At 71.0% G+C, this 20,553-nt stretch carries 15 protein-coding genes; 8 read left to right on the top strand and 7 right to left on the bottom strand.

The genetic code is table 11. The annotated features are described in order from the left end of the window. Positions 1 to 12: 12 nt before the first annotated feature. Positions 13 to 1,344 (bottom strand): lipase family protein, encoded by a 1,332-nt coding sequence (locus tag ACFYTQ_RS07960; RefSeq protein ID WP_387358117.1) that lies wholly within the window; start codon positions 1,342 to 1,344, stop codon positions 13 to 15. 316 nt (positions 1,345 to 1,660) lie between these two features. Between ACFYTQ_RS07960 and ACFYTQ_RS07955 the strand changes: the two genes are divergently transcribed. The 5 genes from ACFYTQ_RS07955 (at position 1,661) to ACFYTQ_RS07935 (ending at position 7,168) form a co-directional block, all read left to right on the top strand. Next, positions 1,661 to 2,779: a hypothetical protein gene (locus tag ACFYTQ_RS07955; RefSeq protein ID WP_387358115.1), complete on the top strand. Its 1,119-nt coding sequence runs from the start codon at positions 1,661 to 1,663 to the stop codon at positions 2,777 to 2,779. After that, complete coding sequence (locus ACFYTQ_RS07950; RefSeq protein WP_387358113.1) at positions 2,766 to 4,214, top strand: hypothetical protein; 1,449 nt, start codon at positions 2,766 to 2,768, stop codon at positions 4,212 to 4,214. The genes ACFYTQ_RS07955 and ACFYTQ_RS07950 overlap by 14 nt, the downstream gene beginning before the upstream one ends. A 238-nt stretch (positions 4,215 to 4,452) precedes the next feature. Beyond that, the gene (locus ACFYTQ_RS07945; RefSeq protein WP_387358111.1) at positions 4,453 to 6,285 is read left to right on the top strand and encodes a phosphoenolpyruvate carboxykinase (GTP); all 1,833 of its coding nucleotides are present in this window, start codon (positions 4,453 to 4,455) and stop codon (positions 6,283 to 6,285) included. Positions 6,286 to 6,536: 251 nt separating this feature from the next. Continuing rightward, positions 6,537 to 6,728 (top strand): hypothetical protein, encoded by a 192-nt coding sequence (locus ACFYTQ_RS07940; protein ID WP_387358109.1) that lies wholly within the window; start codon positions 6,537 to 6,539, stop codon positions 6,726 to 6,728. 140 nt (positions 6,729 to 6,868) lie between these two features. Further along, on the top strand, positions 6,869 to 7,168 hold the full coding sequence (locus ACFYTQ_RS07935) for a hypothetical protein (protein WP_387358107.1): 300 nt from the start codon (positions 6,869 to 6,871) through the stop codon (positions 7,166 to 7,168). Positions 7,169 to 7,180: 12 nt separating this feature from the next. On the opposite strand, the gene ACFYTQ_RS07930 is transcribed toward ACFYTQ_RS07935, so the two are convergent. Beyond that, positions 7,181 to 7,945: a class I SAM-dependent methyltransferase gene (locus ACFYTQ_RS07930; RefSeq protein WP_387358105.1), complete on the bottom strand. Its 765-nt coding sequence runs from the start codon at positions 7,943 to 7,945 to the stop codon at positions 7,181 to 7,183. Between the two features lie 111 nt (positions 7,946 to 8,056). Here ACFYTQ_RS07930 and ACFYTQ_RS07925 point away from each other — a divergent pair, with 111 nt between their 5' ends. Next, positions 8,057 to 9,241: a glycosyltransferase family 4 protein gene (locus tag ACFYTQ_RS07925; RefSeq protein WP_387359153.1), complete on the top strand. Its 1,185-nt coding sequence runs from the start codon at positions 8,057 to 8,059 to the stop codon at positions 9,239 to 9,241. Between the two features lies 1 nt (position 9,242). Here ACFYTQ_RS07925 and ACFYTQ_RS07920 read toward each other — a convergent pair whose 3' ends face one another. Both ACFYTQ_RS07920 and ACFYTQ_RS07915 read right to left on the bottom strand, forming a co-directional pair. After that, a complete protein-coding gene (locus ACFYTQ_RS07920; RefSeq protein WP_387358103.1) occupies positions 9,243 to 9,662 on the bottom strand; it encodes a VOC family protein in 420 nt (139 codons plus the stop codon). A 95-nt stretch (positions 9,663 to 9,757) separates the two neighbouring features. After that, positions 9,758 to 11,662: a hypothetical protein gene (locus ACFYTQ_RS07915; RefSeq protein ID WP_387358101.1), complete on the bottom strand. Its 1,905-nt coding sequence runs from the start codon at positions 11,660 to 11,662 to the stop codon at positions 9,758 to 9,760. Positions 11,663 to 11,704: 42 nt separating this feature from the next. Here ACFYTQ_RS07915 and ACFYTQ_RS07910 point away from each other — a divergent pair, with 42 nt between their 5' ends. Continuing rightward, a complete protein-coding gene (locus ACFYTQ_RS07910) occupies positions 11,705 to 13,102 on the top strand; it encodes a polysaccharide biosynthesis protein (protein WP_387358099.1) in 1,398 nt (465 codons plus the stop codon). Between the two features lie 499 nt (positions 13,103 to 13,601). Here ACFYTQ_RS07910 and ACFYTQ_RS07905 read toward each other — a convergent pair whose 3' ends face one another. Beyond that, entirely contained in the window at positions 13,602 to 14,723 is a 1,122-nt protein-coding gene (locus tag ACFYTQ_RS07905; RefSeq protein WP_387358097.1) for a DUF3068 domain-containing protein, read from the bottom strand. 164 nt (positions 14,724 to 14,887) lie between these two features. On the opposite strand from ACFYTQ_RS07905, the gene ACFYTQ_RS07900 reads away from it, so the two are divergent. Then, complete coding sequence (locus ACFYTQ_RS07900; RefSeq protein WP_387358095.1) at positions 14,888 to 16,030, top strand: acyltransferase family protein; 1,143 nt, start codon at positions 14,888 to 14,890, stop codon at positions 16,028 to 16,030. Here ACFYTQ_RS07900 and ACFYTQ_RS07895 read toward each other — a convergent pair. Further along, on the bottom strand, positions 15,951 to 20,390 hold the full coding sequence (locus tag ACFYTQ_RS07895; RefSeq protein WP_387358093.1) for an alpha-(1->3)-arabinofuranosyltransferase family protein: 4,440 nt from the start codon (positions 20,388 to 20,390) through the stop codon (positions 15,951 to 15,953). The two genes, ACFYTQ_RS07900 and ACFYTQ_RS07895, sit on opposite strands and share 80 nt — an antisense overlap. After that, on the bottom strand, positions 20,371 to 20,541 hold the full coding sequence (locus ACFYTQ_RS07890; protein ID WP_387358091.1) for a DUF2613 domain-containing protein: 171 nt from the start codon (positions 20,539 to 20,541) through the stop codon (positions 20,371 to 20,373). The genes ACFYTQ_RS07895 and ACFYTQ_RS07890 overlap by 20 nt, the downstream gene beginning before the upstream one ends. Positions 20,542 to 20,553: the final 12 nt, after the last annotated feature.

Below are 20,553 nucleotides of genomic sequence, written 5' to 3'. Positions count from 1 at the left end.
GTCGTGCCGGGCTCAGGCGGCGAGGGTGTGGGCCGGGCGCAGTTCCGGTGCGCTCTCCTGCCGCAACGGGCGGCCGAGCGCGACTCGTATTGCGGTGCCGAGCATTTCGAGCAGGCCGCGGCGACTCTCCGGTGCCGTGGTGACCGACCAGACGGTTCGCGTCGTGGTATCGATCACGGGCCGCCCGGCGATCCGGTCGGCGAGCCACTCCAGGCTCAGCGGCGTGCTCAACGGCAACAGGGTGAGATGGTCGCTGAGGCGGTCGCGCAGATAGGTCACCACCGAGCCCGCGCGGCGGTACCGGTCGACCTGTCCGTCGATGCCCTCGACGTGGATGATCTGGTCGTGCACGGGCTGCACGACCAGGATCGGGCAGCGCGGCGCGTGGCCGCCCAGGCGCATGTCGTCGAGCATGAGTCGCATCTCGGGCTCGTCGAGCACCTCGGCCAGCGGGCGGCGCAGATGATCCTCCACGTTCTGGTTGGCGAGCCGGAAGATCGCCGCGGCCGGGGTCAGCCGCGCGGCCCGCTGGACCAGTTTCATCCCGGTCTCGGTCAGATCCTCGTCGATGACCCTGCCCAGCGCGGGATAGATGCGGTGCATGGCCGCGATCACGATGGCCGGGAGCGCGGCGTACCGGCCGCCGTTGAGCCGCAGGAACACCTGGCCCGGATCGCCGACGGGCGCGCCGAGCACGGCCCCGACCAGATCGATCTCGGGCGCGTAGGTGGGCGCCATCTCCACCAGCCAGGAACTGGCCATGCCGCCGCCCGAATACCCCCAGACCGCGACCGGGGTGTCGGCGTGCAGGCCCAGCGGCGGGAAGCGCAGCGCCGCGCGAATGCCGTCGAGGGCCCGATAGCCCGGTTCGCGCGGGGCGCCGAAGTTGCCGTCGGGTCCCTCGTGGTCGGCGATGCTCACCGCCCAGCCGCGCCGCAGCGCGCCCGCGACCAGCATCCACTCCAGCTGGGTGATCGAGCCGAGCGCGGCCGAACCCAACCGCAGCGCGTAGGACGGCGCGCAGCGTTCGGAGACGGCGTCGATGGCGGATTGGAAGGCCAGCAGCGGTCGCGGCTGGCTGGGATCCGCGTCCGCGGGCAGCAGCACGGTGGTGATGGCGGCCTCGGGCCGGTCGTGCAGATCGTTGCTGCGATACAGCAGCTGCCAGGCCGAGACCTGCTGCGGAACGAGGCCCAGCAGCGCGACCCGGACCGCGCGGGTGCGCAGGATCGTGCCCGGGGCGTATCCGGCCAGGTCGACAGGCGGGCGCAGGAACGGGTCTTGTGACGGCGGCAGCGGGCGGCCCGCGCCGATCTCCTCGATGACGTCACCGATGACGCTCATCCCCAACCTCCTCCGGTTCGCCGCCGATCCGGCGGCGCGCAGGCGCCGGATCTGCCCGGGGACCGCGGTGCCGAAGCCGCGCATCGGCGAAGCGCCGATCCGTTCACGATAGGTGACCGGCTGTTTACGCAGGAAGACAGTTCGGTGCCAATTGTGCTGTCCCACAGGACAAGCCATAACATATCGTGACGATTTCCCCAGACCGTCCATACTACTCGCCCACTGGTTGTGAGCGCGGACACAGGAAAACCGGTCGCCCTGCCGACAATTCGGCCCACTTCTGACAGAATCCTTCGCCGGAAGGGGGTGCGCTCCGTTGTCAGCAGGTGTCACGGCGTCCGGCCTGGTCGGCGACTACGGCGGGCACACACCGGGTCTCGATCAGCTGCTCGCGACGCTGCGGCGGGCGGGCGATCCGGGTGCGGCCGAGGGACTGGCCGCGGCGGCCGGAAAATGGCGGCGGCCCTTGCGCATCCAGGTCACCGGCCGGGCCCGCTCGGGAAAGAGCGCCCTGCTGCGCGCCCTCGCGCTGATCTCGGCGGAGGAGACCGCGCCGGTGGACGAACCGGGCGAACCGGAACCGGACCTCGACGGCGATCTGATCGTCTACGTCCTCGCGGCCGCGCTGCAACCCGCCGATCGCCGCGTGCTCGCCGCGCTGCCGCCGGATCGGGTCGTGGTCGTGTTGAACAAGGCCGACGCGATCGGCTCGCGCTGGGCCGACGCCGTCACCGCCGCCGACCGCTACGCCCGCGAACTCGGCCTGCCCGTGCTGCCGGTGGTGTCCGCGCTGGCCGCCCACACCCGCGCGGGCACGCCGAGCGAGGACGATCTGCGCACGCTGCGCCGCCACGCGGGCCGCGACGATCCGGCCTTCACCCTCTCCCCGGAGCTGTTCACCGCCGCCGACGCGGGCCCGGACACCGCCGATCGGCAGGCGCTGCTGGATCGCTGGGGGCTCTACGGGGTGGCCTGCGCGCTCGTCGCGCTGCGCCACGAACCGGGGCTGGGCCCGCAACCGCTGCTGCGGCTGCTGCACGCGGTCAGCGGCATCGACGCCGTGCACACCCGCGTCCATGTGCAATATGGGGGAATCGTCGCGCGGCGTGGCGGCGAACTGCTCGACGAACTCGCCCGCCTCGCCGCCCGTGCGCTGCCCGAATCCGATTCGCGCGCAAGCGATCTCATCGAGGACTACCTGGCCGGGGACGAGGCGCTGTGGCTGGGCGTGCGAGCCGGGCTGGCCTGCCCGCAGGTGCGACATCTCGCCTCGGGTCCCGCGCGGCCCGCCGACGCCGACGACGCCCTGGCCCGGGCCGAGCGCTGGCGCGCGGTGATCGCGAGCGATCTGCCCGCCGACGCGCGCCGGGCCGCGGTTCGCGTGCACAACGGGTACGTCCGGATCTGGGGGCGGATGAGCAGTGTCGGACTCTGAACCGCTGTCCCCGGCGGTCGCGGCCGTCGTCGCGCGCTGGAATCCCCAGGGCGACGCGCTGCTGCGCGCGGTTCCCCCGGCGGGCGGCGCGGGCGGCGTCCCGGTCACGGTGATCGGACCCGACGACGCCACCACGGCCCAATTGCGCTGGGAACTGGGCCGATTCGAGCCCCGCGTCGAACTCGCCGAGCCCGGACCGGATCCGGCCGCCCCGCCCGCCGTGGCGCTGATCCTGCTCGACGCGGGCGCCGCCCTCGGCGCCGCGACCCTCGATCTGGCCGCCCGCCTGCACGCGGCTGGCTCGCCAATGATCTTCGCGCTCAACGGATTTCACGCCCATGCCGAATGGCGGGCGATCCACGAACGGGATCGGACCCTGCTGGGCCGAGCGCTCGGCGCGGAGCCGGAGGTGCTGCCGGTGTCCGCGCGCATGGCGGCCACCGCCCGCGACCGCGGCGACGCCGCCCTGCTCGATCGGTCCGGCGTCGGCGCGCTGCACGCCCGGCTCACCGCGGCGGTCGGCGCGCCCGCCGGGAGCAACGGGGTCGTCGTCGAGCGGGTCCTCGCCGACACCCGCCGCCGCATCCTCGACCAGGCCGAGGCGCTGCGCTCGGGCGAACTCGCGCGACAGGTCCGCGAGGAGCGCGCGACCCTGCTGGCCGGGCGCGACGGCGGCCGCGCCCAGGCGCTGGGCGCCCTGCGCAACCGCGCGAATCTGGCCCGGCTCGATCTCGTGCACGAGGCCAGCGCCCGCGTCCGCACCCTGAACACCGCCGCCCGCGCCGATCTGGAACGGCTCCGCCGCCGCGACGCCGCCGCCTTCCAGGACCGGCTGCAACAGGCCGTGCACGAGCTGACCGCCGAACTCGACGCCATGCTCACCCGTCGGCTCGCCGAGATCACCCGCCAGCTCGAGGCCCTCACCGGTCCGGTCACCGCGCCCGTCCCGCGCACCGATCCGCCCCCGCGCCTGCGCCCGGACTTCGCCCCGCGCCGCCGCGGCGTGGAGGATCGCCTGATGGTTGCCGTCGGCGCCTCGGCCGGTTTCGGCATCGGCCGGCTCGTGGTCGCTCCGCTGTCGCTGGTGCCCGCGCTGGACTACGCGACGTGGCCGATCGCACTCGCGCTCGGCGCGGGCGTGGCCTACTGGGTGGTCCGGGCCCGCGGGCACGTGGCCGACCGGGCGCACCTGCGCGAATGGATCGCCGAGGCCCTCGGCAACGTCAAGTCCGAACTCGAGCGGCGGATGTCCACCGCGCTCATGGAGGCCGAGTCGGAGCTCACCGACCAGGTGGTCCGGGCGAGCACCGCGCGGGTCGTCGCCACCGACCAGCGGATCGCCGAACTCGAGGCGCAATTGCGCCAACTGCACTCGAATCGTCCGGCGCAATTGGCCGCATGCGAACGCGACCTGGCCGTTCTCGACGCGCGATAACACGTTCACCGCACGCGCCCGGCAAATTTCAGCCGGATATCGAGTGAGGAACCCCATTCCGTACCGGCGGTCACATCGCGTTAACCTCTTTACACAAGGAACCTGGGCGTCCGCTTCGTCCTGTACGCCGTCCGACCCGGGGCGTGCCGTCGAGCCGGAGCGGGTACCCACCCGCCAACGGTGGCTCTCCGGCGTCGCGAGCTGCCGGGAGTCGCCGCCCCACTCAGGAGAGTTTTCGATGACCTCAGTGACCATTCCCGGTCTTCACGGATCCGATGGCACCGCACCGACCGAGCACGCGGGACTGCTCGCCTGGGTACAGGAGGTCGCAGAACTCACCCAGCCGGAGCGCGTCGTCTGGGCGGACGGCTCCGACGAGGAGTGGGACCGGCTGACCGGCGAACTCGTCGCCGCGGGCACGTTCAAGCGGCTCAACCCGAGCAAGAAGCCCAACTCGTTCCTGGCCCTGTCGGACCCCTCCGACGTGGCCCGCGTCGAATCGCGGACGTTCATCTGCTCGCGCGAGGAGTCCGGCGCCGGACCGACCAACAACTGGGTCGCCCCGGACGAGATGCGCAAGACCATGACCGAGCTGTACCGCGGTTCGATGAAGGGCCGCACGCTCTACGTGGTCCCCTTCTGCATGGGTCCGCTGGGCGCCGAGGACCCCAAGCTGGGCGTCGAGCTGACCGATTCGGAGTACGTGGTCGTCTCGATGCGCGTGATGACCCGCATGGGCAAGGCCGCGCTGGAGAAGCTCGGCACCGACAAGCCGTTCGTGAAGTGTCTGCACTCGGTCGGCGCGCCGCTCGAGCCGGGCCAGGCCGACGTGCCGTGGCCGTGCAACGACACCAAGTACATCACCCACTTCCCCGAGGATCGCGAGATCTGGAGCTACGGCTCGGGTTACGGCGGCAACGCGCTGCTGGGCAAGAAGTGCTACTCGCTGCGCATCGCCTCGGCCATGGCCCACGACGAGGGCTGGCTGGCCGAGCACATGCTGATCCTCAAGCTGATCTCCCCGGAGAACAAGAACTACTACATCGCGGCCGCGTTCCCCAGCGCCTGCGGCAAGACCAACCTCGCGATGATCCAGCCGACCGTGCCGGGCTGGCGCGCGGAGACCCTGGGCGACGACATCGCCTGGATGCGATTCGGCAAGGACGGCCGTCTCTACGCTGTCAACCCCGAGTTCGGATTCTTCGGGGTCGCGCCGGGCACCAACCACAAGTCCAACCCCAACGCGATGGCCACCATCGACGCGGGCAACACCGTCTTCACCAACGTCGCGCTGACCGACGACAACGACGTGTGGTGGGAGGGCCTGGAGAACGAGCCCGACCACCTGATCGACTGGAAGGGCCACGACTGGTTCCTGCGGGAGACCGAAACGCTTGCCGCCCATCCCAACTCGCGGTACTGCACGCCCATGTCGCAGTGCCCGACGCTGGCCCCCGAGTGGGACGACCCGCAGGGCGTGCCGATCTCGGCGATCCTGTTCGGCGGCCGCCGCAAGACCACCGTCCCGCTGGTGACCGAGTCCTTCGACTGGCAGCACGGCGTGTTCATGGGCGCGACGCTGTCCTCGGAGCAGACCGCCGCCGCCGAGGGCAAGGTCGGCACCGTGCGCCGCGACCCGATGGCCATGCTGCCGTTCCTGGGCTACCACGTCGGCGACTACCTGGGCCACTGGATCAACCTGGGCAAGAACGCCGACGCCACCAAGCTCCCGAAGATCTACTACGTCAACTGGTTCCGTCGCGGTGACGACGGCCGCTTCCTGTGGCCCGGCTTCGGCGAGAACTCCCGCGTGCTGGAGTGGATCGTCAACCGCATCGAGGGCCGGGCCGAGGCCGAGGCCACCGCGATCGGCAACGTCCCCACCGCCGCGCACCTCGACCTGGACAACCTGAACGTCAACCCCGCCGATGTGGACGAGGCCCTGGGCGTCGACCTCGACGAGTGGCGCAAGGAGATCCCGCTGATCGAGGAGTGGTTCGAGTTCATCGGCGACAAGCTCCCCTCCGGCGTCCGGGACGAGTTCGAGGCCCTGAAGCAGCGGTTGGGATAGTCCCCGGCCTAACGCCCGCGCATCTGGGTATTCCCCAGGTGTGCGGGCGTTTCCTTTCCCGGGCCGCGCGCGCTGTGTAAAGATGCATTCGAGGCGGTTGCCCGAGTTCTGGGTGTGTTCTACATCTCATGACTGACCAGTTCGATTGCAGGTAGTTAGCCATTCGAGTGGACTGATTGCCACACCGTTGCTCGCGGGTTCGTCTCCTCCGCGACCGGTCGGGCCGAGCGTGTGAGAGATGGGTGATTGGGATGACCGATCTACAGTTCGACGCACCCCTGGTACCGGAGGCGTTCGATCCGGCCGCCAGCACTCCGCTGCGCCGGGTCGCGCGCCGCCTCGAGGCCGTGCTGCCGCCCGGCTGGGAGGTCGACATCGTCGATCCGTTCCGCGCCGATCATGCCGGGCAGCCCGTGCTTCGGGTGCGCATGCCCGAGAACTGAACGAAAGCCCCAAACCCTACCTGCCGGTTGGCATTTCGCGAAAACGCACTATTGCGTTCCGCGAGCGGTCGGAGCATGCTTGTAGCTATTCGCTCTCAGCCGCTCGATTTTTCAGATGCAATCGCAGGGGAGTCCGAGTCATGGCGGTGCAAGTGGTCGGCCGGTCCTTGATGACCAGCGATCAGACCCCACATCAGGCGAGGTGTGTCGGCATGGGCGGCTGGGTGGTGTCCTTCCTGCCCGGCCGAACCCTCACCCTCGAGCAGGCCGCGGCGGCGTTGCAGGCCGCCGAGGCGGTGGCCGCGGTGCGCGCGCTGGCCGACCGGGTCGGGCTCACCCCGCTCGAGACCGTCGGCCTGGCCATGCAGGAGCCACCCTGGAGCGAACCCGCCGTGCACGGCACGCGCCGGACGTGGCTGCGCGGTCGCCAGGATCGCTGATCCCGCCCGGGTTCAGCGTTTCGCGATCACCAGAACGAGGTTGCTGACCAACAACTCTCGCAGTCCCGGCACCCGCACCAGCCACCACGCCCAGCGCGGGTGATAGCGCGGGAACGCCGCGAGCACCTCGCCCCGCCCCCCGAGTCCGTCCGCCCAGCGCAGCCCCGCGGCCGCGGTGACCGCGAACAGCGATGTGCCGAAACGATTCTTGGGTTCGCGGCCGTGCTTGCGCCGATACCGCCGCGCCGCGAACTCCCCGCCCAGATAATGCCAGGGCCCGGTCTCGTGCCCGCCGAACGGACCGAGCCACACCGTGTACGAGAACACCACCAGCCCACCGGGTTTGGTGACCCGCAGCATCTCCTCGGCCATCCGCCACGGATCCGCGACGTGCTCGGCCACATTGGAGGAGACGCAGATGTCGACCGCGTCGTCGCGGAACGGCAGCGCCGTCCCGGAACCGCGCACCGAACCCGGCACCCGCAGCCCGGCCGCGTGCATCTCGGCCGGATCCGGTTCCACCGGCAGGTAGCGCGCGCCCGCCGCGGCGAACCGATCGGCGAAGTAGCCGGGCCCGCCGCCCACATCCAGCACGATGGTGCCGGACAGGTCGCGGCCGGTGAGATCGCGATGGAAGTCGTCGACCAGATCCACGGTGTCTGCGGCGATGCCGCCGTAGAACAGGCCCGGGTCGGTCTGCTCGAACCGGAAACTGCTCAGCAGCCGCAGCGATCGGCGCAGCGTGGCGCGGCGCCCGAAGCGAAGGTCGGTGAGCATGGCGAACCAGTTTCGCACAGCGGCTCGATGAGACCGCCCGCGCCCAAGCTGTAGGGTGGAGCCACTTGTCCCTAGATCATCTGGAGTTGTGCCGTGTCCGATCCCGGCAGAGTGCGTGAGGTGCTGTTGCTCTGCTGGCGCGATACCGGCCATCCCCAGGGCGGGGGCAGTGAGCGCTATCTGGAGCAGGTCGGCGCGCATCTGGCCGCGCGCGGGATCAAGGTGACGCTGCGGACCGCGCGCTATCCGGGCGCGCCCCGGCGCGAACGCCGCGACGGCATCGAGATCAGCAGGGCGGGTGGCCGTTTCAGCGTCTATCCCCGCGCGCTCGCGGCCATGCTGTTCGGCCGGGCCGGTCTGGGTCCGCTGCGCGGGCTGCGCCCCGACGTGGTGATCGACACCCAGAACGGCATTCCGTTCTTCGCCCGTCTGGCCACGCTCGCGCCCGCGGTGGTGCTGGTGCACCACGGTCATCGCGAGCAGTGGCCGGTCGCCGGTCGGCTCGTCGGGCGGATCGGCTGGTGGATCGAGTCGCGGCTCTCGCCCCGGGTGCATCGGCACAACCAGTACCTGACGGTGTCGCTGCCCTCGGCGGAGGAGTTGGCGACGCTCGGGGTGAACCGCGCCCGAATCGCGGTGGTGCGCAACGGCGCCGAGCCCGTTCCGGCGCTCGCCCCGACCGGTGCGGGCACGACCCGCACCGGCCATCCGAGCATCGTCGTGCTGTCCCGGCTGGTGCCGCACAAGCAGATCGAGGACGCCCTCGCGGTGGTCGCCGGGCTCCGCCAGCGTGTTCCCGGGCTGCGGCTGGACGTGATCGGCGACGGCTGGTGGGCCGACAACCTGAAAACCCGTGCGCGCGAACTGGATATCGATGACGCGGTCACCTTCCACGGCCACGTGGACGAGTGCCGCAAACACGAACTGCTCGCCCGCGCCTGGGTGCACGTCCTGCCCTCCCGCAAGGAGGGCTGGGGCCTGGCCGTGATCGAGGCCGCCCAGCACGGTGTCCCGACCGTCGGCTACCGCGGCTCCCGCGGGCTGACCGATTCGATCGTCGACGGCGTCACCGGCCTGCTGGTCGACGACGTCACCCATCTCACCACCGCGGTCGGCGACCTCCTCGTCGATTCCCAGGAGCGCACGGTGATGGGCGAGAAGGCCCGTGCCCGCTCCCGCGAATTCTCCTGGGAGCAAACGGCGAACGGCGTGTACGAGGTGCTCGCGGCCGCCGTGCGGGGCGAGTTCGCCTCCGGCCTGGTCACCGCGCGCTCGGACAGCGACCGCGCGGCCTGACCTATTCCTCGTTCGGGTCGGCGACGAAGACGCAGAACGGATGGCCCGCGGGGTCGGCGAAGACGTAGAGCGGCTCGGCCGGATCGTCGAAACGGTCCAAGAGCAGTGTCGCGTCGAGTTCGAGGGCCCGATCACGTTGCGCGACAAGCTCGTCGGTGCTCGTGACGGTCAGATCGAGGTGAAGTTGTTGCGGCACTTCGGGTTCCGGCCAGGTCGACGCGGGCAGGTCCGGGACCCGCTGGAACGCGAGGCGCGCCGTGCCAGCCGGATCGCGCAGCACGAGCCAGTCCCGTTCCACGGTGTCGGGCGGTTCGTCGCCCGCCCGGTATTCGTAGCCGAGCAGCCTTCGATAGAACTCGGCGAGCCCGCGCGCGTCGGTGGTGTCGAGGACTATCGATCGGAGCGTGGGGTAGCTGGTCATGGGGGTATTCTCTCGGATCGACCCGAGCCGACCCCAGGCTGGCGAGAAGGCGATCCCGTACGCCGACGCCGCCGAGGCGTTCGCGGCCCGGCTGGTCACCGCCGAACAGGCGACGTTCTCGCGCGCCGGGCCGTCGACCACACCGCGCCGCCGAGCAGACACAGCGCCCAGACGAGGTGGGCGGCGATGGCGAGGGCGCGGTGGGTGGCGTCGGACGGGCCGTGCGGATCGATCGGCCCCGGCACCCGATAGAGCGCGAGGTCGGCGTCCGCATAGCGTGAATCCAATTGGGCCAGTGTGGTTTCCGAGGCACCGAGCGGACCCGGGGTGGTCTTCTCGACCAGCACCCAGCCGACGCCGCGGGCGGCCAGTTCGCCCGGCGCGGCCCCGTTCGCCAGCAGTCGCTCGACGTCCCGGGCCCGGCCACCCTCGCCCGCGACGACGCGGCCGCGCACGGGAAGTTCGCCTGTTTGCAGCACATCGCGCGGCAGCAGGCGCGGCGCGGGATCGAGCACCGCGACCCGGCCGCTGAAGGGGAATCGGCGGAACATGCCCGCGGGCAACACCGCCACATCCCCCGGCCCGTCGATCGCCGCCGCCACTCGCTGCCATCCCGCCGGATAATGCACGGGCCGCAGCGCCCCGCCCACTCCCCAAGCCAGATCCGGCAGGGTGACAAGCGGTACGGCGACGAACACTGCCGCGACCAAGGGCACCGCCTCGACCGCCGGGGCCCGGTTCCGCACGGCGACCGCGACCGCACGACAGCCCGCCGCCGCGCACACGGTATAGGCGGGCACGGCCAAGGCCACGTACTTCTGGGTATCCCGCAACAGCCCGGCCCCCGGCACCCGCGTCACCAGCCATTCCCCGACCGCCACCCCCCACCCCGTGGCTCCCAGCGCAGGCATCACCACCGCCACCGCCGCGATCACGAGCAGCGCCCGCCGCAGCCGCCGGGTCCCGGGATCACCCGCGGCGGCCACCGCCCGCACCCCGCTCGCCACGAGCAACACCAACACGACCGTGGCGACCAGCGCGAAACCCGTTGTGCGCGAAGCAGGTACGGCATCGCCGTTCCAAATCCCCCCGAGCCCGACAAGACTCCCCAACGTCCCGAGCCCCGGCTCGGCCCGCGCCGCGAAGGCCACAACCCCCGCCGGATCCGACGGTTCGGCCCCACCCCCCGACAACCCCGCCCCCACCAACCAGGGCGCGGCAGCCACCACCCACAACCCCACCACCCCGAGCACATTCCGCCGCCCCACCACAACCACCGCGACAATCCCCGCCAACAATGATCCCGTCGGCGTCAACCCCGCGACAGCGAACCACCCCGCCAGCCCCGCCCAGGCCCGTCCCGTCCCGGATATCGAATCGGCCTGCTGGGTTTGGTGATTCGGGCCGCTGAATTCGCTGGAGCCGTAATGGCGTTCGGGGTGCTGGCGGGAGGGGCGGCGGAATCTGCCGGTGGTGCCCGTGTGCGCGCGAATTCGCTGGGCCGCTAGGGCGGTCCACGGCAGTGCGGCGTAGCCGGTGAGCAGGCTCCAATGGCCCTGTAGAAGTCGTTCGGCGACATAGGGATTCCAGATGGCCAGTGTGGCGGCGACCAGTTGCGGGCCGAGGGCGGCGCACAGGGTGCGGCGGGTGAGGACCGCGGCTCCCCAGCCCGCGGCCCAGAGGGCGGCGACGAGAACGGCCTTGACGACGAGACCGCCGTCCACGACGGTCGACAGGGCGGCCAGCAGTCCGTCCTGGGGGACCGCTCGGGGGGCGGCGTCGCCCAGTCCGAGGGCCGCGTCGGTGGGGTAGGAGCGGGGGGTGCTCACGGCGTCGCGCAGCAAGAGGTAGCCGGGCGCGAGTAGGGGGCCGACGACGAGCAGGGCGAGGGCCAGGCTCCAGGCGGCCGGGAGCCACTGCCGCCGAGGGCCGCCGTCGTCCCGATCACCCGCCGTCACGCTCAGCCACCCTACGTGCCGCCCGGTGTGGGGTGGCAGCATGGCGGGGTGCCTGCCTCGCGTCGTCTGCCCATGGTCGCGGACATGACCCTGGTGACGGCGGGGGCCATGGTCGCCAATGTGGCGGGTTACCTGCTGCAACTGCTGGCGGGCCGCTGGCTCGGCGTGGCCGGGTACAGCGAATTCGCCAGCCTGCTGGCCGTCCAGCTCCTGTGCGCCGTCCCCGCCCTGGCCCTGCAGAACGTGATCGCCCGCGAAATCGTCCGGGGCATCCCCGTTTCCGAGGCCCGAGCCCTCGGCTACCGCTGCGCCGCCCTGGTCGCCCTCCTCGCCGCCGCCCTCACCCCCGCCGCCGCCCTAGCCCTCCACGTCCCCGTCACCGCCGCCGCCGCGGCCCTCGTCTCCGCCCCCATCCTCGTCCTCATCTCCGCCGATCAGGGCATCCTCCAAGGCACCCATCGCTTCCGCCCCCTGGCCAAGGTCCTAGCCCTGACCGGCACAGCCCGAGTAACCCCCGCCCTCCTCACCCTCGCCCTCGGCGCCACCACCACCCCCACCCTCACCGCCGCCGCCCTGGGCCTCACGCTCGCCGCCCTCTATGCCCACACCCAAAACCCACCAACCCAATCCGCACCCCCTATCCGAATCCGCACCCCCTTCAAGGCCCCACAAGGGGTGCGAATCCCAATAAAGAGTGCGGCGAAGCCCACCCCAACCCCGGACCCCGCCCCACCCCAGGAGCACCCCCACCAGGCTGAGGCAACTCCCGCCGCACCCTTTATTCGAATCCGCACCCCCTTCAGAGCCCTGCAAGGGGTGCGGATGCGAATAAAGGGTGCGGCTGGGTTGCCCGGCATTAGGGGGGGTGGCCGTCGGGGGCGGGCTGGGGTGGGGGCGGTGGTGCGGGCGGCGCAGGTGCAGGCGGCGTTGATGGCGTTGTCGTCGGTGGATTTGATTGTGGCGCGGGTGGTTCTGGGGGAGGTGGATGCGAGTCGGTATGCGTTGGGGGCGATCGCTACCAAGATCGCGTTCTGGTTGCCGCAGGCCGTGGGGGTGGTGTTGTATCCGCGGATGGCTCGGCCGGGGCATTCGGCTCGGGCCGTGCGGGACGCGTTGGGGGTGTTGGCGGGGATCGGGGTGTTGGCGGTGGTGGGGGCGGCCGTATTGGCGCCGTTGGCTCCGTTGTTCGCGGGGCGGGATTACGCGCCGATCGAGGGCTTGCTGTGGTTGTTCGCCCTCGACGGGGCCCTGCTCGCGTTGCTCCAGGGGGCGTTGCTGTCGGCCATCGCGGTCGACCGGACGGCTCCTGCCGTCCTCACCTGGGTGGGCCTGGGGATCGAAATCGCCTTGGCGCTCACCGTGATTCACTCCCTCCCCGCCTTGATCGCGCTCACGACCGCCGTCACCGCCACGGTCACCGCCGCCCTCATCGCCTTCGTCCTGTCCACCCAGCCGAAAACCCTTGCAATTCAACAGAGTTGAGTTGACGTACCCGTGACCGAACGTGCCTGCGCTCGGGTCACGCCCTTGAAATTCGAGTTGCCGAGCGCCTACGCGAACGGCCCTGCGCTCGGTTTACGCCCTCGGGAATCGGGTTGCCGAGTGCCTATCCGAACGGCCCTGCGCTCGGATTGCGCCCTTGAGAATCGGGTTGCTGAGCGACTATCCGAACGGCCTGCGCTCGGTTTACGCCCTTGAGATTCGGGTTGCCGAGTGCCTATCCGAACGGCCCTGCGCTCGGATTGCGCCCCCGAGATTCGAGTTGCCGAACACCTACCCGAACGGGCCCGCGCTCGGATTGCGCCCCCGAGATTCGAGTTGCCGAACGCCCATCCGAACAGCCCTACGCTCGGGACGCACCCTCGACCAAACGCCGCGAGAAGCCGCCGCGACAGCAATCCACGTGCCGCAGCCGGAGCACGGAACCCGAAACAACAATGGCCCCCCGGAGACACTCTCCGAGGGGCCACCACCCAAACCCCTAAAGCCGCCGCCCCATATCAATCTGCTGCGTCGGATTGTCATCAGCGACCGTAGCCCCACCGGCCGGCCGCTTCCGCACCACCCGCCCCGGCTTGTCATCCCCGCCCCCGAGCAACCCGAGCACGAGCCCCGCGATCAACAGCACCGCCCCGATCACCCCGAGCACGATCGGCAACACCCGGCTGTACAGCGAGATCTCGTCGCTGTACTTCTTCGCCTCCGCGATCTGCGAGTCGATCGTCTTGTCGTCGAACACCACATTCGACTTCAGCGCGGTGACCTCGGGCTTGTCACCCGAACGCGCGTAGAAGATATTGAGCTGCTCGCCGCCCTTGATGACCGTGCCGGTCTTGGGCTCGACCCACACGTCCCGGGTGTTGGAGTAGAAGCGGTCCATGGTCACATCCCCGTCGCCCTCGACGCCCCACTTGGCGGCGGGCAGGGTGAGCCGGTTGGTGGGCGAGTTGACCACCTTGGCCAGATCGGTGACGGGGACCTGCTGCTGGAAGTGGTAGACCTTCAGATCGTTGATCTCGGTCTCCTCCAGGAACTTGATGTCGAAGGTCTTGCGCACGTTCAGATCGAAGTAGGGGTAGTCCTTCTTCTCCGTGCCGATCGGGAAGCGGTACTGCAAACCGGTGTGCTGCACCGGATCCGCGACGCTCTCACCCTTGCTGTTCACCGTGACCGCGATGGAACCGTTGGGGTCCGAATCGATCGGCATCCCGGTCTTGCGGTCGATGGTCACCCGGTCGATGGTCGCGGTGAGCAGGCCCGTGTCGCCCTGCTTGTCGATGCGTCGGAGCGTTTGACCGGCCTGAATGGTCATATTCTTCTTGTCCGACGGATCCTCGACGGTGAGGAAGCGCTGCGAGATCAGCGAGACGTTCTTGTCGACCTTCGCCGGATCCGTGCCCGAGGTCAGCGACTTCGAGTCCAGCACCTCGCTGGGTGCGTTCGGATTGTTGGTGGCGATGGTCGTGATCTCGAGATCGAGGGGAGTCTTGGCCAGCTGTGAGACCGCATACGTGGGGGTCAGCACTGCCGCGACGATCAGCAGCGTGCCGAGCCCTACGAGCACGCAGGCCACCGTCCTCTTGGTACCGGCACCGAGTGCCATGCAAACTCTCCTCGTCGTCGAACAGGCCGTTACCGGGCGGTCACTGCCGCCGTGAGCCCCGACACTAACAGCCGCGCACCCTACAGTGGCGAGCCGAGTGCCGAAAGTTCCCGAATCCGAGTGGGAATTCGCGCGCCCGCTGTTACCGGGCACACTGGAGCGCGATGACCGCCACCGTGACCGATCCCGCCGCACCGATTTCCCCCGCGCCCGCGCGGGTGGCGCCGCGCGCGTTCGTGCCCGCGTTGGAGGGGATGCGCGCGCTGGCGGCGCTGGGAGTGTTGTTGACCCACGCGGCGTTTCAGACCGGCGCGACCTCCATGCCGGTGCTGGGCCGGGTGTGGGAGCGCTTCGATATGGCGGTGGCCGTGTTCTTCGGACTGTCGGGCTTTCTGTTGTGGCGTCCGCACGCGGCCGCCGCGCGGGGCCGGGGCGCCGCGCCGTCGGCGGGCCGCTATCTGCTGCATCGCGCGGCGCGCATCCTGCCCGCCTACTGGGTGGTGGTGTGCGCGGTGCTGATCCTGCTGCCGTCGGCGGCGGCGTCGGCGGGTTGGCGGGTCTGGTTCGCGAATCTGGCTCTGGTGCAGGTGTTCGTGCCGTTGACGCTGACCGATGGGCTCACCCAGATGTGGAGCCTGTCGGTCGAGGTGGCCTTCTACCTCGTATTGCCGGTGCTGGCGTGGGCGCTGGTGCGGCTGCGCTCGCCGCGCTGGCGGGTGGCGACGGTCGCGGGGTTGGGGATCGTCGGCCTCGGCTGGAATCTGGTGCCGGTGCCGACGCCCGACGCGATCCACGCCGACAACTGGCTGCCCGGCTATCTGCCGTGGTTCGCGGCGGGCATGGTGCTCGCCGAACTGGTCGAGGACGAGTCGCCGCGCGCGTGGCGGATCCTCGGAAATCGTTGGGCCATGTGGTCTCTCGCGGTGGTCGCGTTCGCGCTGGCCGCGACCGAACTGGCGGGACCGGTCGGACTGACGCGCGGCGAGCCGTGGCAGTACGTCATGAAGATGGGGCTCGGCGCGCTGATCGGGTTCGGCCTGCTCGCCCCGCTGGTCCTGGGCGACGGGCGGCATCGCTGGCTGGAGAGCCGCGTGGCCGCGACGCTGGGCCGCTGGTCCTACGGCATCTTCATCTGGCATCTGGCGGTGCTGGCCATCATCTTCCCGGTGTTCGGCATGATCCCGTTCGCGGGCGGCTTCCTGCATGTCCTCGTCCTGACCATCGCGTTCACCGTCCCCCTCGCCGCCGCCAGCTACGCACTCGTGGAAGAACCCGTCCGCCACTGGGTTCGCCGCCGTTTCGGCTGAGCGCCGCCAGCCCCACTGCCACCACCGCCACCAGGGCCGGGAACTGCACCCACAACGACCCGCCCATATACCCTCCGGGCGCACGCCACGGGCCCGTCGACAAGGCCGCCGCCGACACCGCGGTCCCCGCCCCGGCCAGCGCCACCCACACCCGGGGCACCACCGCCGGGAAGAGCCACGCCGCGACCAGCCCGGCCCCCGCCAACCCGACCCCCACCGGGCCGGAGATCACTCCCGCTGCCGCGACCAACCCCACCGCGCCCACGACCCGAGCCCGCCACGGCCGGGGCGGCTCGCCTGCGACTGTCCCAGGCCGCGAATCATGATGCGGCAGTTCGTCTTCCGCCGTCCGTGCTGACGCCGGTGCCCGATCAGCCCGAGGCGGGAAGCCGTCGCCAGCCGTCGTCCAACTGGACGTCGACGAATCCCCCTGCGGCAGTGGTTCTTCCGTGGCGACGGTGTCCGCAGTCCTACTCATTGCCTCCGGCGGACGAGCGGTGCTTCTCCGCCGCCGCCACGGAACCGCCAACGCCAACAACGGAATCAACAACACCAACCCCCCGAAAATCGCCCACCGATACCAGCGATCCACGGGAAAGTCGATGGTCACCGGCCCGGCGGCGTCGGCGGGCAGCAGCCAGCCCTGTTCCCAGCCGTCCACGACGATCGAGGTGAGGACGTGCCCGTCGCCGGTCCGCGCCCGCCAGCCGACATTCGTGCTCAACGGCAGGACCAGCAGCCGGGTGCCGGGCGGAGCGGCGACGGGCTGGGTGACGTCGGAGGTGCGGTCCAGGCGCAGTTCGTCGACGGAGAACAGGTCGCCGGGGGAGACCGCGGTGTCGACCCGGCCCACGGGCAGCTCCACCGGATCGCCGTCCGCGGCGCAGACCCGCGCGGGAACCGGTGCCCCGGAACGCAATTGGTCCATCGTCGCGGTCACCGACGTGTGCACGACGCGCCCGGCCACCATGAGCGTCGGCCCGTGCTCGCAGTCGACGGTGACGGGCCGGTCCGGCCCATCGGACGGCGGCAGATCCGGCCCCAGCACCGCGACCTCCGCCAGTCCCGGCGGCTGCTCCTGCGTGAAACCCAGTGCGTTGCGGTCCAATACGGGCTTCCAGCTGTCGATGCTCAGCTCGATCCGATCGGTGACCCGCGGCTCCAGCGGCACCCGCACCGGCGTCCCGGGCTCGGCGTCCGGATCGATCTCGCGCACCTGCGGCCCGTCGCCGAGATTCACCGCGACGGAGGTGGGCCGCGCGGGCAGCGCCCCCGGTGACGGCGTCACGTCCAATCCGGTCACCAGCTCCGCCCGGGGCAGCCACAGGGTCAGCGTCGGTTTGGCCCCGGCCGGAGCGCGCACATCCTCCTCGGGCGCGATCCAGCTCGTGCGTGGATCGCCGTCGGTCGCCGCGAACGCCGATCCGCGCAGATCCGCGACGTCGGCCTTGCCGCGGGCGACGGGCCGGTCGGGATCGGTGAGCAGCGCCTCGAGCGCGGGCCCCTGCCGCGCGCGGACGGTCAGCCCCGGTGTGACGGTCATGGGTTCGGGCACCTGGAGCGTCCGCTCGAACGCCCCCGGTTCCTCGGCGGGCAGGCCCAGCCCCTTACTGCACCGCACCCGGTCGGGCGCGTCGAAACAGCCTGCGCGCCCGGGGAACTCCTGCCCCAGGCTCCACCCCCGCACCCGTGTGTCCGCCGCCACCGGCGGCAGCACCGTGCGATGCCGGATCTCCACCGCCCGCGGATTCTCCCGATCGGCGTAGTCCTCGAGAGAGATCTCGCTGATCCCGAACTGTCCACCGCCCGTGCCGTTCTCGGTGCGGGTCGCGGTGACGGTGAGCCAGTCGGTGTTGCCCGGGGGCAGCGAAACCGTCACGGGCGCACCGGGTTCGGTGATACGCGCGGCGACCGTACCGCCCGCGGTGCGCACCTCGATCCACTTCACGGGATCGCCGATGGCGGCCGGACTGGTCGTCACGTGCAGCACCCCGACCCGGACCGGCTGTTCCAGCTGAAGCCGAAGCCATTGCCCCACAGCGGTTTCCGCGCTGTTGCTCAGCCACGCCGTGGTCGGATCGCCGTCGACCGCGGCGGCGGTGGAACTGCCCGGCGCGGACCCGCCGAGCTGGGTGGCGTCGGCGGCCGAACTCGACGCTGTCACCACGGCCCCCGACCATTCGCCCTCGACGAGCCGTTCGCCCGGCACCGCGTAGTCCGGCACGAGGTTGTGGGTCCGGCGGGCGTCGGTCGGCGCGCGCAGGGCCGAGTTGTGGTTGTCCACCTTCCCGAAATCGGTTTCGCGATCCATCGGGGTGTCGGTGACCGTCACCGACGGGTTCGCCAGCCCCGCCTGCCGCGCGTCGGCGGCCAGCAGGGCGGGACCGTTCGGCGCGGCGGCCGTGCGGCGCAGCCGTTCCAGCGCCTCGGGTCCGCCCTGTACGACGGGCACCGAACCGAGCGGCACCGTGTAGGCGCCGGGGAACGATCCGGGAGCGCCTGTCCCGCTGCGCGGTTCGACGGGCGTGCCGGGCCGCGGGGTGGTCACCCGGTAGATCTCGATCGCCGGATACGTCGGCCGCAGATCACCGTCGGTGACCAGCCCGTCGCCGTGCCCGACCTCGATGTCGTTGCCGAATTCGGCGACCTTCGTCAGCCCCGGCGAACCCTCGATCGCTGCGTGCGCCAGCATCGGCCGGGTCGAGCGCGAGGTGTCGGGGTCGAGATCGTTGCGCAGCACCAGGATTCCGATGCCCTGATCGATCAGGGTCGGCGCGAGCGCGGTCGAGGCCCGCCCGTCGGCGATGAGCCGCTGCACCGAATCCATGGCCCGGATCGCGCCCGGCGGGGTCAGCGGCACCGCGTCGCGCACCGCCCACGGGGTCGTGGCCAGCGCCTGCAACGGTTCGTCGCGGGTCAGTCCCCAGATCTGACTGCCGAACGGCGCGCCCGGCACCACCAGCGCGCGGGTGTCGGCGGCGTTGTGCGCCAGCCATTGCGCGGTCTGCCGCCAGTAGCCGGGCACCGCGTCGTACGCGCCGCGCGGGGCGAGTCGGCTGGTCCACGCCAGCGAGGTCGCCAGCGTCAGCGCGGCCAGGATCAGCGCGGTGACCGCGACCATCCGGTCCCGCTCGGGGTGGGCGAAGGCGTTGCGCCACACCGGCATTCGGACCGACGCGGGCAGCGGCACCCGGCGCAGCAGATGCGCCAGCCCGACCACCAGCGGAATCCGGATCAACGGTTCGAGCTTGTGCACATTGCGCAGCGGCGCGCCGCCGGAGTCCAGGAACATCCGCACCGATTCGGCGAACGGCCCGCCCAATTGCCCGGCGTATCCGGCGCAGATCCCGACCAGTCCCACGATCAGGACGAGGGTGAACCGGCCGCGGCACGGCATGGACCGCAGGGCGAGCCCGGCCATTCCGGCCGCCGCCAGCAGTCCGGTCGCCAGCACCGCCGCGGGCTGGGTGACCAGCACCGCCCCCGCGATCCGCTCCGGCGAGACGAACGGCGTCCAACTGTCGGTGCCGCGCAACACCTCACCCAGCGACGCCCACTGGGTGGTCACCCCGGAGGATTCGATGTAGTCCAGGAACGGCGGACTCACCTTGCCGAGCACCAGCAGCGGCACCACCCACCAGCACGTCGCGAGCACCAGCAGCGGAAGCCACACCCGGGTGAAGCGCCACCAATTCCGGTCCGGCCGATACGAGATCCACCACAGCGCGGCGGGCAGGAACGCGGCCGCGGTCGCCACCGCGTTCACCGCGCCCATCAACGCGAGCGCGAGCGCGCTGCCCGCGGGTGAGGCCGCGCCCCGGCGCGGCAACCGCATGCGGCCCAGCGCGGCCGGGGCCAGCAACACCCAGGGCGCGAGCATCATCGGCAGCGTCTCCGAGGAAATCGATCCGATGGTGGTCAGCACGCGCGGCGACAGCGCGAACGCCACCGCCGCGACCACCCGCGATCCGCGCGAGCCGATGCCCAGCGCCTCGCACAACCGGACGATCCCCCAGAAGCCCGCCAGGATCAGCAGCGCCCACCAGATCCGCTGGGTCACCCACGCGGGCAATCCGAGCACATGGCCGAGAGAGAAGAACGCGCCGTGCGGGAAGAAATAGCCGTACGCCTGATTCTGCACCTGCCCCATCGGGGCCTGACTGCTCCACAGGTGCGCCGCGCGGGCCAGAAAGCCCAGCGGGTTCTGGGCGAGATCGTATTTCGTGTCGGCGACGGTGTTTCCGGGCGCCTGCGCGAAGGTGAGCAGGAACGCCGCGACGACCGTACCGGCGACCCAGCGCGCCCCTAGCGGTGCTGCCGGATCGACGCGAGAGGGCGAATCAGCGTGCGCCGTACTCAACGTTGTTGAGCAGCGACGAGGAGGCGTTGCCGCTGCGATCCACCTCGGGCCGCGAATTCTGCTGCGCCGCCAGCGTGATGACGAACACCGCGACGGCACCGAGCACAGCCCCGGCGACGGCGCTCGCTACCCCAGGAACGGCAAACTTCATCGCGGCACTCCC

It is taken from the genome of Nocardia sp. NPDC004068 (genome assembly GCF_042874315.1).
Taxonomy (GTDB): domain Bacteria; phylum Actinomycetota; class Actinomycetes; order Mycobacteriales; family Mycobacteriaceae; genus Nocardia.
Note: the sequence above shows the minus strand (reverse complement) of the source record. Positions and strands in the feature narration are given on the sequence as shown.

Excerpts from the sequence above, each read along its gene's own strand:
- ACFYTQ_RS07960 (WP_387358117.1), bottom strand. The coding sequence starts at position 1,344 with ATGAGCGTCATCGGTGACGTCATCGAGGAGATCGGCGCGGGCCGCCCG.
- ACFYTQ_RS07945 (WP_387358111.1), top strand. The coding sequence starts at position 4,453 with ATGACCTCAGTGACCATTCCCGGTCTTCACGGATCCGATGGCACCGCA.
- ACFYTQ_RS07940 (WP_387358109.1), top strand. The coding sequence starts at position 6,537 with ATGACCGATCTACAGTTCGACGCACCCCTGGTACCGGAGGCGTTCGAT.
- ACFYTQ_RS07935 (WP_387358107.1), top strand. The coding sequence starts at position 6,869 with ATGGCGGTGCAAGTGGTCGGCCGGTCCTTGATGACCAGCGATCAGACC.
- ACFYTQ_RS07930 (WP_387358105.1), bottom strand. The coding sequence starts at position 7,945 with ATGCTCACCGACCTTCGCTTCGGGCGCCGCGCCACGCTGCGCCGATCG.
- ACFYTQ_RS07920 (WP_387358103.1), bottom strand. The coding sequence starts at position 9,662 with ATGACCAGCTACCCCACGCTCCGATCGATAGTCCTCGACACCACCGAC.
- ACFYTQ_RS07915 (WP_387358101.1), bottom strand. The coding sequence starts at position 11,662 with ATGCTGCCACCCCACACCGGGCGGCACGTAGGGTGGCTGAGCGTGACG.
- ACFYTQ_RS07910 (WP_387358099.1), top strand. The coding sequence starts at position 11,705 with ATGACCCTGGTGACGGCGGGGGCCATGGTCGCCAATGTGGCGGGTTAC.
- ACFYTQ_RS07905 (WP_387358097.1), bottom strand. The coding sequence starts at position 14,723 with ATGGCACTCGGTGCCGGTACCAAGAGGACGGTGGCCTGCGTGCTCGTA.
- ACFYTQ_RS07900 (WP_387358095.1), top strand. The coding sequence starts at position 14,888 with ATGACCGCCACCGTGACCGATCCCGCCGCACCGATTTCCCCCGCGCCC.
- ACFYTQ_RS07890 (WP_387358091.1), bottom strand. The coding sequence starts at position 20,541 with ATGAAGTTTGCCGTTCCTGGGGTAGCGAGCGCCGTCGCCGGGGCTGTG.